This window comes from Cupriavidus sp. IDO, assembly GCF_000812465.1.
Classification (GTDB): domain Bacteria; phylum Pseudomonadota; class Gammaproteobacteria; order Burkholderiales; family Burkholderiaceae; genus Cupriavidus.
The window spans coordinates 21,209-35,174 of record NZ_JWMA01000198.1 but is presented as its reverse complement, the minus strand read 5'-3'; the positions used below and the strand labels follow the sequence as shown (position 1 = coordinate 35,174).

Genomic DNA, 13,966 nt, shown 5'->3' with positions numbered 1-13,966 from the left:
GCCAGCTCCGAGCGCCTGCCGGGGCAGGCCGAACTCTTTGCGCAGCCGCTGGACCTACCATCGCCGCCGGCGGCGCCGCAGGTCAAGGTGGCGTGCCAGTGCGCTCCTGATCCACCTCGCGCAGCGTGCCGCGCTCGGTTGAATGGGCGCGCTCCTGCGCGACGCCGACCTGCTCCCGTGCGTGCTCGAGTTCCGTCGAGAATTGGGTGCGCAGTTGTTCCTGGTCTCGCCGCTCCGCCTCCAGTTCTGCCCTGCCCGCTTCTAGCATCCCCATGCTCAATCAGCTCCAACAGTACAGAAAACAGGGCGACCTGTCCGCTCAAGAAGAGGCCGCTGCTTCGACAGTAGGTTCTTTGGACGTTGGCAACATGACATCGCGCCAGCCAATCGGACTCTCAGCTTGGAAGGTCTCCTCGAACTCCAGTAGGCCCGCATGTCCAGGGTGGTTTTCAACAGCCAACGCCACCATCGCCTTGCAAGCTTCTATGTCGCCTACAAGGCGGTATCTTTCTGCCAGATCCAGAGTAATGGCAGCCTCGAAAGCTCGCGGAAATCGCAAACCGCTCGCAGCAGCTCGACGGCGCAAGTAGCCGTCCAAGGTCTGCCGATGCACCTCCAAGGGCCAATCCACTAACTGACCAGACAAAGCGTGAGCGATAAGAGATTCAGAGCTGGGCTCCCCAAGTTCCTTTTCGATCAATGCATTGATGGCCGAAGGTGTTGGCGCTGAGTTATCTTCTGACACATGACAATTGAACAAAAAATGCAAAGCCAAATATGGCAGCCTGTGAAGCTTCTTTGTGCTTGGAACGAACTCGACTGCCTTCTCTAACACCGGACGTATATCGGTGAGCACCGCATCAGGCTGCTTGAGGAGACAAGACTCTAGCTGTTGAAGAAAACCTTCTAACTTGACTCTGCCGGCCTTTGTAATTTCTCCCTCAGCACGTCCCACCCAGTACTGAGGAGCCAATTGCATCTGTACAACGCCGCTTCGCTCTAGTCGGTAGTCGTATGGCTCACGGTCTATCGAAATTTGCCGCATCACGAATTCGATAATGATGCTGCGCATCAAACGTGCCAAACCCTGCAGGGTTAGATGGGTAGAGCGTCCATCGACTGCTGTTTCAGCATGGCTGTGCCCCATTGTCACCATATCTGGCACCCGCCGAAGCTGGTGCACATACTTTGATCGTGATTGGTAAGCCAAGCCAAGGACTTCCGCCAGATCCGATCTCCCCAGCCGGAATCCATCACTCCCTGATGCCTCACGAAAATAGGATGGCCTCGTATGCGCAACCGCGAACTCTCGGAAGCGACGCCCCAAGGCGATATGCTCAACCCTTAAAAGAGCCTCCCTAACGCGCTGCGCTGTGACTTCATCAGCAGCAGACAATGCCTCATCGACTGCTTTACGCTTTCGCTCGTCAAACGATTCCCAGTCACTTTCATGCCCGTCAAAATCCTGAGCAAGCGACTCCACTGAGGCTACAAGCAGCGTGTATGCGAGTTCCAGATCATCAGCAATGCGGTGCATGCCATTGACATAGGTGCGAAGCGCGCGCATCACTCCAAGAAAAGTACTGCGCGGCAGCCCGATCAGCTTGTTGGTGAAGTCTCTAAGAAATGCAATGTCATCCGGCTGGCACCAATACTCCTTGTCGAAGAATCTGCGAACAAGTTCCTGTGGAGCGACCCCAGTGACCAAGCCACGCCCTCCACTCGTCAACCGTCGAGCAAGGTCAACATCCGGCGTACATGTGCAGTTCAACGCAAATGAAGCCACTACCGAAAAATCATGGAGATAGGGATCAACAGTCGATGAGATAAGCACGCCAGGCTTTACACCCTCATCCTCCATCCGTTCGATGAACTCATATATCAATACATGAGGACGAATCGAGTAGCTCGAAGACGGCAAAAGGCATCCTGCGGCAGTCTGTGCAGACTCCTCTCGCGCAAAAACAGCGTTCGTATAGAGGATGCCGCGCAAGCGGTTTTCCCTCCCCACTGCTGCAGTGAAGAGCTTCCCAGTGGCGATTTGGAGCACTTTTAGGTCTCACTTTGTTTTCGCTGCAGTCTACCGGGGTAGCCGCCCCTTGTAGCCATGCGGGTTTCCGGGCCGCCACCTAAGAAAATGCCAATAAATCAATAGGTTGCTGCCTGCCTCATCCCAGCCCATGAAGTGCTTTAAACGACATATTACCGTGTTGAACGTTGCGACCACCTCTCATTGCCGCTACCCTCCGCAGTCCGTACCGCTGCCCTAACGAAGCATGAGCTAGAGCCCGATACGGCAAGAAGGCAAAGAATTGGCCAGAGCTCGGTGGGGCCTGTCCGGGGCGTCAAGATTGGGGGCCGGTTTGCGCCCATCCTGCCTCAGTCGACCGGTTGTCGAGGGCCACTACTAGCCGTAGGCGAAAGATTACGCCGAAGCTTCGGGTGTTGCGACGGTCCGTGCCGCTTTCTTCGCCGGGGCTCGTTTCTTCGTCACGGAATTCACCGCAGCCTTCTTCGGCGCAACAGTCGCGGCGGCTTTGCTACCGGCCGCTGCCTTTTTCGGGGCGACCTTCGTGGCGGCAGCTTTGCCTGAAGCCTTCTTGGCGCCTGCAGCCTTCGCCTTTTTCGCCGCGAGCTCGTCCTTTTCGGCTTGTTTCTCAAAACGCGCTGCGGACCTTGCGGCCTCCGATGCTTTCGCGACCTCACGCTTTGCTGCTTCAATGGCCTTCTTCGTGTCGGCCCACAGTTTCAGCAAGTGCTTCTTCGCTACCTGGGCTTCACGTACGAGCACGCTCGCCTTCTTCGTCGGTACCGTCAGCTTCTTTGCGACAGGCTTCCTCTTGGTAACCGCGCTCGTCGGCGTCGTTGCTTTGGTTGCTGTGACCATGTTGATTATCTGTTATTCGTTGGAGCGCGGAGTATAACTATTGTCGCGATCTGCAGTGATCCGGCTCGCCATGGTGTCGCGAAACGCCTGAGACACCAACCAACGATCCGATGTGTCTCAGCTTCACTCCGCTGCATCGCAGCACACGTGGAGCTTGATTCCGCCGACAAGACGGTTTACGTTAAACGCTCGGTGTGCGCATACTCAGCGCGTCCTCGCACCGAGTGCACGCAGTGTCGTTCCTACCATCCTCCGTGGAACTCCATCCACGGACCAGCAGTCGTAGTTCCTTTTTCCGCGCCCCGACAAAGGAGCCTGACATGCTCAGTCCGCATGAAATCGCCGCGCTGCTACTGCTTGGCGGTGCGCAAGACATCGACGATCTCGAACCAGAACAACTGGACGGATTGCTGGTCCACAAACTGGTGACGATGGAGCATGGCCATGGTAGCGGTAATGCCCACCCTCGCTTGACGAGTCAAGGGGCTTCTATGCTTGAAGCCCTGCGCCGCATTTCGTAACACGGCGAGTGCGGCAGTCAGTGCAATCTTCGTTCTTGGCACCGGGCATGAACGGTGTCCACTACCGTGACTCGAGATGAGTTGTAATCGAGAGGCCCCTATCACGTTGTGACCTATTTGTCGCGAAGGATAGCTAACGCCGAATGCCGCGGATCACCATTGCCTCGTTGGAGAAGCGGTATTGCTAGGCCCAGTGGTGAGCAACGTCATCGTGGACGGCCGACATCGAATTCTTACGACTGCCGCGTGCAGGTGATGCCAACTGTGGTGTTTGCATGATGGGCGCGAGCACCGCGGCTAGTTATGTATCTTGCCGAGTTAGGGCGCGGATGCCAGGGTATATCTCGGAGTGCCACCCGGAGCCAGCGAAAAGATCGTAGTGGCCGCACCGGCGCGCTGTCACGTGCTGCTTGTCGCGTGCCGCAATGCCTCGGCACAGACCGTGCGCTGCCTGGGTCTGCCCGCAGCCGGAAATGGCGTCGTGGTCGCCTTCTATGGTCAGTAGCCTAGTAGCGCGGATGTCTTGCGGACGCACGGGCTGGCCTTTTACGAACCAATTGCCGCGTGCCAGACGGAATTCCTGGAACACGATCTGGATGGTATCCAGATAGAACTCGGCCGCCATGTCGAGCACCGCATGGTGCGCATCGCGAACGCGCCGGAGGGCCTCGGCACGCTCGTAGTCACCCAGCGCGAGCTCCAAATAGTAGTTCCAGTGCGACGCCACCAAAAGACCTGGCTGTGCTGCCATCAAGCCGGCAAGCTGCAGGAAGTTCGGGTACACCTTGCGACCGGCACCGGCGTAGCGATCGGGCACTGTATAGATCAGATTCCGTTGAAACCACACGAGCGAGTGATCTGCGGCCAATTTTCCCACCGCGGTGGGGCTGCGACGCGCATCAATGGGCCCGCCCATGAGGATCAGGCTCCTGGGAGTCGGCTCGTCCGCGCTGGCCAACAGGGAAACAGCCGCCAGGGCTGGCACGGTGGCCTGGCAGATGGCGATCACGTGCAGCGGTTCCGCCGCGCCAATCTGACGGATAAACGCCTGCAGTTCGGTGACATAGTCATCCAGGTGAAACGGCCCGTCCACCAGTGGAACACAGCGCGCATCAATCCAGTCCGTCACATAGACAATATGCTCGGGCAATAAGGTTTCGACGATCTCGCGAAGCATGACGGCGTGATGCCCAGCCAGCGGCGCACAGACCAGCACAGCAGGTCTTGTAGGCGAAGCGGCGGCGCCAAGTGTGACCGGATCAGGTGCGAAGCGCAAAAGGCGGCAAAATGCCCTTTCTAGGACGACTTGCTCGACCACAGGGATGACGCAGCCGTTGTGCTCAACAGCTGCGATACCGAACCCCGGCTTGTCGTAGGTTCGTCCCAGACGGGACAGCATTTCATAACCAGTGGCAAAGGCGGGAGCGCCCGGTATCTGCGACAGCGGGTTCTCATGATCGGAAAACGCGCTTGCCGCGTTCGCTGCCCACACAGCGAATGGCGCGAACATTGCGCGCTGATACTCCATGAACCGGTAGAGCATGGAGGCCTCCAAGAAAGTACACTGGGCTGGCCGGCGGCCACGATCCAAGCTCCAGACCTCATCGGTCCAGATCGCTTTGATGAGGGCGATGTCGAGGCAGACGTACCGCGGGATCTCGTCTGCGGCCCCCATACCTATGCGGGTGCAGGGGCTGTACCAGAGTTTCACTATAGGCGGGGCAGCTATTGCTGCAGTGCCAAAGATCGGTGGAAAAAACTGATTCCTTGGTCGCGGCGATCATCGTCGTTGTGAACGCTCGTCCCTCCGATTTACGCTGTATGGCTCGAGTCGCCGATTTGGCGACGTGTGCGTGCTCATTCCTGAGCACATCACGTCGCCTCAGCTTCACGAGATCATCCAGGCGTCCATGGGCTGGACGGACGATCATCTGCACCAGTTTATGCTTCGTTGAGACGGCGAGCGGCGCACCAGACGCCGAGGCTGTCATGTATCAATAGCTTGATGCGGGTGTGGCGGGCGTTTGCAAACAGGTAAGCGTGATGAGATTGGCCTGTGCCGAAGACCTGCACCACGCGCGCCAGCAGGCGCTCGGTACCGGCACGCATGTCGATGGGCTCGACAGCCAGCCGCAGCACGCCAATGCGAATCATCGCATCCCATCCAGTCCCCGAGCAGTTGGGCAGCATTGCTGCGCCGCAGGGAGCGGCCAGTGCACGATCAGTGTGCCGCCCAGGGCGCTGGAACTCGATGCGGCAATGGCTGAACATGCGGAGGGATGGCCCCATGGACGAACCGCTGCGTCGGTCCCTGCCGGCAAAGGTGACTAGCGCGACTGTTTTCGGATGATTTCAACCTGCTCATCGATAATGGCCAAGAGCTCGGATACTGAGCCAGAGAAACGCTGTCGTACCTTCTCTCGTGTTTTGGGTGGCGTGCCAAGATACGGGGAATTCGCTATCACAAAGGGCTACGGCCGCAGATCGATCCGTGGCAGATGCCGAGATAACCGGCGGCGCTACCCGATCCGGAAAAACTCCACGCTCTGCCCCGCATTGACCGCGCGCTTCAGCCACGACGACATCTCGCCCTGCCCGTTCCAGGTCAGCCCTTTCGCGTTGCGGTGACCACCAACGGTGGGATAGAGGCCTTCCATTCGATGGCCCCATTTAGCGCTTTCCCTTAATGCCTTTCCCCAAGTGCTACTGATTGCGGTTGTGCCCATACTGATGACTCGCCGTTTCGCGTGGCGATCACTTTGAACCATGGAATCTGCCGCCATGCTTGCAATTGTTGCCTGGATCACCTGCTCCTTCGCGGTTGGCCTTTTTGCCAACGCCCTGGGACGCTCCGGCGCCACATGGATTATCTTCTCGTTGATCCTGAGCCCGTCGCTTGGGCTGATGATCGTCGCCGTCCTCGACAAGAAGTGGACCAGGTCAGCTCGCGTGATGACTGCCATTGCACCTGCAGGGGTGTCAGCGCCCGTATAGCTAGCCGGCAGGACCTTTTCAGGGTCATCGTAGACCCCACACTCCGGAAAATGTAAGGTTCGTCAGGATCTGAAGATCCACCTAAAGCAGGCCTTCGACGCGTGGTGCGGCCGGCTGGAAGCCGCCCCACTCACTTCAGCGTCTTCAACCGGTTGTTCGCCGCACGCGCGCCTTCGGTACCGGGGTACTTGGCCACGACCTGTTCCAGCGTTTTGCGCGCTGCAGCCTTCTGGCCGGACTCGAGCTGATTATTGGCAACCGCGATCATTGCGTCGGGCACTTTGGGGTGGCTTTGATCTGGGTGCAATTTACGACGGTTTGCGAACCCAGGTTTGGTGCGGGCTTGTCGATGTAAGGCTTTGATTATAAATGTATTTAAGCCATCCACTCGATCGTGCGAACGTGGGGTCAAAGCCAGTCTCATTTCAGCTTGCAGCCCTTGTTTTGGGTGCTGTCTGGGACGGCAGCAGCTGTCCGGTGTAGTGCTCAATCGGGAAGCGATAGACGCCTTGCAAGTTGATGCCCTCCAACCTCGTTGGCGCTATGCGTCCGAACAACTCGGCTGGCATGGGCTGCCGCCGGCTCATCTCCTGATCGAGCATCGACTGCATCTGGGCGGTATTCCACGCCATCAGAATATTTGCCAACAGGCTCAACGCGTCGGCAACGGCTTGCACCTCGTCCGTGCGTTTGGCTTGGGCCGCCGAGATCCGACCTGTATAAATTGCACGTTTCAGTGAGTTGACGGCCTCGCCGCGATTGAGCACTCGCAACAACTCTCGCCGAAAGCCGGCATTGACGAAGTAGTCGGCTAGAAAGGCGGTGCGCAGCAGCCTACCCAACTGCACGCCGGCTTCATAGAGCGGGTCACCACGGGCGGCCGAGCCAAATCGGCCCAGCACTGCCACTGCACTGGCGTGTCCCGACATCACCGAGGCCGCCAGATGCACCAAGGAGTCCCAATGTGCCTCGATGGCTGCAGTATCCACGTTGGCGACGCAAACGGTTGCGATCTCATCGGGGATAGCGGTTCCGCGGCGTACGAATAGCCGACGCTGTTTGAGCTCGCGCAACCTCGGGCAGAGATCGAATCCCAGAAGCCTGGCCAAGGCCATGGCAAAGTCCGTATAGCCGTGGGTGTCGACTGCGAATTGCGTGGTCTCGATTCGCTCCTGCCGAATAACGCCCTCGATTGCCGCGCCGGCCTGCCTTTCGTTGAGCACAATCGGCTGGGCGTGGAAGATCCCCCACCGATCTCGAACGTGAGTATAGATGCCGACCGAGGCGGTTTGGCGCCGTGGGTCTTGCCGAGCCTGCCAGACACGCTGACTCGTCTCCAAGCTCATCATGTCCGAGGAGGCGAGGTCCGACCGGCCCCAGCTTGCCGCGATCGGATGGCGGTGCATGTACTCCAGAACTGCTTTACAAGCCTGGGCCAGTCGCCGCTCATCGCCCGCCCAGCGCATGGCTTGGCGAATGCTTGTGGCCGACAATTGGGGAATCATCCTGGCACACTCGGCCGCCGTCAGACTCGTGCCATGCGCCAGGATGCTGGCGTAGACCGTTAGCAGCTCCTGCTCAGACCGGGGTTCGCGGCCGAGCATGTGCCAGCTGAAGCGCGCCTGGGCGTCCACTGCCAAGATGACCTCAGGTAGCTGGATATCGCCAATGTGGCGGTCAAGGCGGGCCCGCAGCCTTGATACCTCCGGATCCTCTTCCTGTGCCGCTAGTGGTGCAAGGTGCAACTCGTCATCCGCGCGTAGCGTACCAGCGCGCGCCGCTGCCGCCACTGCGGCAATGCCTGTGCGTACACGCTCAAGTAACGGCCTGAGGAAGTCGTCAGCTTGGGCTGGCAGCGACAGCCGCGAATGGTGTCGCCGAGCTTCAGCCTGCCAACGCTCGGCTGGCAGAAATAAGCGCTCTCGACCTCTGAAGCTCAATGAATGCTCGATCCAAACCGAGCCGTTGCGCACGGCCCGACGCAAGGCAAACAGGGTGGCGACTTCAAATGCTCGGAAGGCGCGCTCGCGATCCGAACCGCTGATGGCCTCGAGCCAGGCTTGTCCTAGGCGAGGAGCGGTCACATCATCGGGTAAGCGTCGATCGCCCCTCGCATACAGGTCGCGCAGCTTGCTCAAAGCGTCGATTGCGGGGTGTTCTCCGATGGCTTGCCAGGGTAGCTTCGCGACCGCCACTAGTAACGCGCGCACGGGCCTAATAGCGTCGATCAGCCGCTGCCTGATCGCAGATGCCCGGCTTGATACGCGCTGAGCACGCTTGCCGGCTACCAGGTTAGCCAGATGCGAGCGCAGCTCCGTATCTGAAATACTCGCATCGCTATTCAAGCTGGTTAGCTCATCGAGCAGTTGCCTGTATTGTGCGGCCCAGTCGACGGGAGCCGTTACACCGTCGGCACTCTGCCGCCATAGATCTGCCACCCGGCGCTGAAACATGAGGATCAATTGATCAGTGGCAGTGAGCAGGCAATATCGTAGGAACGAGCCCACCTCGAGGGTGCGTGCCGGCTCCTTGATTCGTGCGCTGAACGATGGCGAGCGACCCGCCAAGCGATGCGCGAAGCGCCGCACCAGAACATCGTTGAGGCCGATTGGATGGCGGTCAACGCCAATTTCGACCAGCCATTCAATACGTTCGAGCACTTGCGCGAACTGTCGTGTCGAGTGCTTCGCTGGGGCAGCCCAGAGCCAGTTCTGGACGTGTTGACCATCTGGTCGTACTTGTTCCATTGCGGCTACCCATCGTCGCCAGGTAGCAGGCGGTACTGTACGAGGCAGCGGCGCGGGCCTCAAACTCGGCCAATTCCGACGCGACAAGACTTCGAAGGGCGCGCTCGTGGAAGATGATCAATCGATGCTGATACAGCCACTGGCGCCCATACGACAGCAGTCGTTCCCGATCTCCGCAACGCGATACCTCGTCGCGCAACGCCCGCACAAGGGCCGGGCGCTGGTGTGCCACCATCCGGCGAAATCCGAGCGTCTGGCAAGCTAAGAGTTGATGGTCGGATAGCGTTCGGCCGCGAGCGTAGAGCGCCCGTAACGAAGCTAGATCGGGTGTGTCGATATCTAGCTCAATAGCTAGATGGCGAAGCAGGACCGGCGGCAGGATCCCGAACGCATTCAATGGGCAACCAGTCATGCGCAGGAAGCCGACGTGCAGCGCCAGCCCCAGCTTCATCATCGAGCCCCGCCGTCGCCCGATTAGTTCGTGCTCGGCGCGGCTGTATGTGAAAAACGTCTGCAATTCGAAACTGCTGAGTTCACGCGGCACCTCCCGCGCGCCCAAGTACGTGCTCTGCCAACCTTGCATCTCGTGCGCCTCCCATGCGGTGGGCCAAACACGATACGTCAAGCAAAGGCGAACAGCAAATCTCAGAAAATCAAGAACTTAGGCTGGATGACCCAGAACCCGGTTAGGTTTGCAAACCGTCGTAAATTGCACCCAAATCAAGACACCCGGGCCCTCGCGTCAACCGTGGTTCAGTCCCAGAAAGCGACTCTCGAATGCCAGGGAACTGTTCAAGCAGCCGCCCCAGATTCTCGCGAGCTTCGATGAGCTGCCTATTGAGATACCAACTGTGGGCAAGCCACAAGACGGTCGCTGCACCAAGAATGACTCGCTCAATTCCGCTTTGAAACAATCGGCACTCCCTCTAAGGTTTCAGACCTGGCGAGGCGAAGTCTGCGTTTCGTCCATATCGCCACGTGCGTGCCCAACGGGCAAAGCGACGATCCAGCAATGGCTCCACCCGCTGGCGTTTCGATGGCAGTCCCTACTTTTGAGATGCGGGCCTGAGGCAGGCCCTGAGGGAAACCTGAGAATCCACTACCGTCATCGGTCTAACGCCAAGAAGCACCTACTTCACCAGCCCCCACTCGCGATGGGCTAGGCCACTTCCCCCAATTTGGACCGCCTTCCTTCTTGGCTCAGTTTGAGCACCGAGCACAAACCGCCGTCGGGCCCTCAGCTCATGCAGGCAAGAGCAAAAGATCTCTTCCCCCAAAGAATGGCGGTTCATCAAAATCCCCGGATGAAGCACGTGCTGCCGATTCAGATGCTCTCTGTGCCAGTATGACGACGCATTCGCGCAGATTTGCATTGGTCAGGCGGCAGCTGCGTGTCCCGTGACTATCTGGCCCCCGCGTGCCGATACTGTCGCTCGGGGTAGCGGTGCATCGCGTCAATATCGCTCGCTCGGCACCATGTCTCAGGCGCCCTGCGCCGTCGGTCGCACGACGATTTCGCTTACATCGACATCAGCAGGCTGTTCGATTGCGAATGCGATCGCGCGCGCGATCGCATCGGGTGACATTGCAAATTGATCCATCGATGCGTTGATCTGCGCCTTTACTTCCTGGTTAGTCATCGAGTCTGCGAAATTCGTTTGCGTGAAACCCGGCGAAATGACCGTCACGCGAACTTTGTCACCGGCCTCCTGGCGTAGCCCTTCTGAAACAGCACACACGCCCAGTTTCGAAGCGGCATAGACGGCCATCGTGGGCTTGATGCGATACGCTGCAGTCGAGGCAATGTTGACGAAGTGCCCGAAACCCTGCGATCGAAACAACGGCAACGCAGCCGCGATACCATACAGAACACCTTTTAAGTTCACGTCAATCATGTCGTCCCATTCGTCAACCCGCAATTCGTCAAGGGGCGAGATCGGGCCAATTCCGGCATTGCTTACCAGGACATCGAGCTTGCCATAGCTGTCGTAAGCTCGAGAAACGAGGTTCGATAAATCGTTTCGTTGTCTGACATCTGTCGGAACCCAAATTGCCTCCCCGCCAGCGGCGGCGATGCGGGCGACCAGCGCCTCCAGGCGATCCCTTCTTCGCGCACCCAGCACGACTTTTGCACCCCGTGCCGCCAACATGAGTGCGGTCGCTTCGCCAATCCCACTGCTCGCACCGGTGATGGCTACAACTTTTCCTTCCACTGTCGTCATGCTTTTTCTCCTTAAGCGGTTTTTGAGGAACGGGCGTTGCCATTGCATAGACAAGTAGGTTCCTCAATGGCGATAGTCACCATATTAAGCGCCTGCACCTAGATTTCGACAACGATCTTGCCAAAATGGCGACCGGCTTCCTGGTGCCGGAACGCTGCAGGCAATTGCTGCAACTGGAAGCTTGAATCAATTACCGGGCGTACTCCCAACGACTCAATCGCACGGATCATCTCCAGTTGATCCGTCCGACTACCGACCACGACCCCCTGTAGCCGAAGCTGTTGCGCCATGATCCGCCCTGTGTCGACACGGCCGGCCGTGCCTGCGAGCAGGCCCACGAGGGCAATGCTGCCGCCGGTCCGGCATGCCTCGATCGACTGGTTAAGGAAGTCGGCGCCGCCGACGTCCACAATGTGATCGACGCCCCTTCCACCGGTCCATCTCCTGGCCGCGCGCCCCCAGTTCGGCTCCGCCTTGTAGTGGATCACGTGATCCGCCCCGAGCGCACGAAGACGCTTGAGCTTGCCTTCCGACGATGAGATAGCAACCACCGTTGCCCCCATCGCCTTGGCGAACTGCAGTGCGAATACCGACACCCCACCGGTGCCCTGCACAAGAACTACGTCCCCAGGACGGATGCCGCCGCAGCATCCGAGCGCGCGCCACGCGACTAGGCCTGCGCAGGGCAACGTCGCGGCCTCAGCCAACGAGAATCCGTGCGGTACGCGCGTCAGCGCTGCCACTGGCACGACGGCGAACTGGCGTGCGTACCCGTCGACGTGCTCGCCTGCGACGGCGCCATGCTTCCACTGGGCGGGATCACCCTCACGCCAGTGACGAAAGAACGTTCCCAGCACAGCCTCTCCCACCCGAAACGTCATGGATGGATCGGCCTCGTCCCCGCGTAGTGCCCCTACCTCGACGACCTCGCCTGCGCCGTCGGACAAGGGGATACGGCCCCCGGCGGTTGGCATGCGGCCTGTCACCACAAGGTAGTCGTGGAAGTTCAGCGAACTGCCGCGCATCCGCACCAGCACCTCCCCGGCTCCCGGGCGGCCCGGATCCTCTTCAAACGGCACCAATTGATCAATGGCAGCCGGCGGTCCCAAGCGCATCGCTATCGGCATGTCGATGGTCCTGTGAATGTCTTAGGAGTGCAACCAGTCGTGCGTCAAGCACATAGCTGAATTGCTTTGTACTCGAGGAATTCTTCCAGCCCGTAAATGCCGTTCTCGCGACCTCGTCCGGATTGCTTGAATCCGCCGAACGGAGCGAGGGGATTCCAGCGGCCGCCGTTGATGTCGACCTGGCCCGTGCGTAATTGCCGCGCGACACCGAGAGCACGATCGTCTGTTCCGGCCCAGACAGCGCCCGACAGTCCGTATATCGTGTCATTGGCAATACTCACAGCGTCGGCCTCGGAGTCATAGGGAATGATCGTGAGTACAGGGCCGAAGATCTCTTCCCGTGCAATCGTGCTTCGAGGATCCGCGACGAACACGGTAGGCCTGACGAAATACCCGCCACCGGTCCCGGCCGGAGCCTCGGGCCCACCGGCCACGAGTTCGGCACCTTCTTCAAGGCCGAGGCGAATGTAGCTGAGCACCCGGTCCCGATGCGCTGCCGACGCCAGCGGACCCAGCTTTACACCTTCGGCGAAGGCGCTTCCGACGATGAACGAATCGGCTGCCTGGCGCGCCAATCCGCGCGCGTGGTCTAGGCGGTCGCGCGGCACCAGCATCCGAGTCCAGGCAGCGCAAGTCTGGCCTGAATTCAGGTAGCAGTGTGAAACGGTGGCTCGCACAGCCTTCCCCAGGTCGGCATCGTCAAGCACGATCGATGCGCTCTTCCCGCCCAACTCCAGCGAGACGCGCTTGATCGTCTCCGAGCCGACCCTGCTGACCTGCTTGCCGGCGCGTGTCGACCCGGTAAACGAGATCATGTCCACCTCTGGGTGTGCTGCCAGTGCTTCACCGACCAACGGACCGAGACCGGTCACCAGATTGAAGACCCCCGGCGGCAGGCCGGCCTCATGTATGACCTCGGCGAGAACGAAGGCATTGAGCGGAGCGATTTCAGACGGCTTCAGGACAACCGTGCACCCACTGGCAAGCGCCGGCGCGATTTTCTGCGTGATTTGGTTTAGCGGATAGTTCCAGGGCGTGATGGCAGCTACCACCCCCACCGGTTCGCGCACGACCAATGAGTTGCCAACGCGTGTTTCGTAGTCAAACTCCTGCGACAGTTTGGAGTAGTACGCCCAGGAATTCACTGGCGCTGTGACCTGGACTAGTGAGCAGGCCTTCAGCGGTGTACCGACCTCTGTGGCAATCAATCGCGTCAACTCGTCACCGCGCTTCAGCAGACCATCGGAAATCTTTTGCAGGAACCTTGCCCGATTGGCTGACGAGGTCTGAGACCATCCGGGGAAAGCCGCACGCGCAGCACTGACGGCCGCGTTCACATCCGCCTCGGAGCCGGCAGGGATGGTGGCAAAGAGGTCGCCCGTATTCGAGTCTGTAACCTGCATCGTCCCGGCGGAGGACGGCGTCAGCCAACGGCCGCCAATATAGAGTGTGGTGCGTTCGATCATAG

General features: G+C 59.5%; 10 protein-coding genes and 3 pseudogenes. 2 read left to right on the top strand and 11 right to left on the bottom strand.

The annotated features are described in order from the left end of the window. Positions 1-82 precede the first annotated feature (82 nt). The 3 genes from RM96_RS34625 to RM96_RS34615 all read right to left on the bottom strand — a co-directional run bounded on the left by RM96_RS34625 (position 83) and on the right by RM96_RS34615 (position 2,887). Positions 83-274: a hypothetical protein gene (locus RM96_RS34625; RefSeq protein ID WP_039016271.1), complete on the bottom strand. Its 192-nt coding sequence runs from the start codon at positions 272-274 to the stop codon at positions 83-85. Positions 275-319: 45 nt separating this feature from the next. Beyond that, a complete protein-coding gene (locus tag RM96_RS34620) occupies positions 320-2,050 on the bottom strand; it encodes a hypothetical protein (RefSeq protein WP_039016270.1) in 1,731 nt (576 codons plus the stop codon). A gap of 375 nt (positions 2,051-2,425) precedes the next feature. After that, the gene (locus tag RM96_RS34615; protein ID WP_039016269.1) at positions 2,426-2,887 is read right to left on the bottom strand and encodes a hypothetical protein; all 462 of its coding nucleotides are present in this window, start codon (positions 2,885-2,887) and stop codon (positions 2,426-2,428) included. A 320-nt stretch (positions 2,888-3,207) separates the two neighbouring features. Here RM96_RS34615 and RM96_RS38285 point away from each other — a divergent pair, with 320 nt between their 5' ends. Further along, the gene (locus RM96_RS38285; protein WP_082016846.1) at positions 3,208-3,408 is read left to right on the top strand and encodes a hypothetical protein; all 201 of its coding nucleotides are present in this window, start codon (positions 3,208-3,210) and stop codon (positions 3,406-3,408) included. Between the two features lie 301 nt (positions 3,409-3,709). On the opposite strand, the gene phaZ is transcribed toward RM96_RS38285, so the two are convergent. After that, the gene (gene phaZ / locus RM96_RS34610; protein WP_039016282.1) at positions 3,710-4,951 is read right to left on the bottom strand and encodes a polyhydroxyalkanoate depolymerase; all 1,242 of its coding nucleotides are present in this window, start codon (positions 4,949-4,951) and stop codon (positions 3,710-3,712) included. A 304-nt stretch (positions 4,952-5,255) separates the two neighbouring features. Here phaZ and RM96_RS41035 point away from each other — a divergent pair, with 304 nt between their 5' ends. Beyond that, positions 5,256-5,363 (top strand): IS1096 element passenger TnpR family protein, encoded by a 108-nt coding sequence (locus tag RM96_RS41035; protein ID WP_443112295.1) that lies wholly within the window; start codon positions 5,256-5,258, stop codon positions 5,361-5,363. On the opposite strand, the gene tnpB is transcribed toward RM96_RS41035, so the two are convergent. The 7 genes and pseudogenes from tnpB to RM96_RS34575 form a co-directional block, all read right to left on the bottom strand. Next, positions 5,350-5,562: an IS66 family insertion sequence element accessory protein TnpB gene (tnpB, locus tag RM96_RS39660; RefSeq protein ID WP_193752578.1), complete on the bottom strand. Its 213-nt coding sequence runs from the start codon at positions 5,560-5,562 to the stop codon at positions 5,350-5,352. The two genes, RM96_RS41035 and tnpB, sit on opposite strands and share 14 nt — an antisense overlap. 365 nt (positions 5,563-5,927) lie before the next feature. Further along, a pseudogene (locus RM96_RS41030) lies at positions 5,928-6,035 on the bottom strand (H-NS family nucleoid-associated regulatory protein); the annotation flags it as partial. Between the two features lie 497 nt (positions 6,036-6,532). After that, positions 6,533-6,694, bottom strand: a pseudogene (locus RM96_RS38265) (tol-pal system protein YbgF); the annotation flags it as partial. A 133-nt stretch (positions 6,695-6,827) separates the two neighbouring features. Continuing rightward, positions 6,828-9,732 (bottom strand): annotated as a pseudogene (locus RM96_RS34590) (Tn3 family transposase). An 898-nt stretch (positions 9,733-10,630) separates the two neighbouring features. After that, positions 10,631-11,371 (bottom strand): SDR family oxidoreductase, encoded by a 741-nt coding sequence (locus tag RM96_RS34585; RefSeq protein ID WP_039016267.1) that lies wholly within the window; start codon positions 11,369-11,371, stop codon positions 10,631-10,633. A gap of 98 nt (positions 11,372-11,469) precedes the next feature. Beyond that, complete coding sequence (locus RM96_RS34580) at positions 11,470-12,498, bottom strand: zinc-dependent alcohol dehydrogenase family protein (RefSeq protein ID WP_039016266.1); 1,029 nt, start codon at positions 12,496-12,498, stop codon at positions 11,470-11,472. Between the two features lie 44 nt (positions 12,499-12,542). Next, positions 12,543-13,964 (bottom strand): aldehyde dehydrogenase family protein, encoded by a 1,422-nt coding sequence (locus RM96_RS34575; protein WP_039016265.1) that lies wholly within the window; start codon positions 13,962-13,964, stop codon positions 12,543-12,545. Between the last annotated feature and the right edge of the window lie 2 nt (positions 13,965-13,966).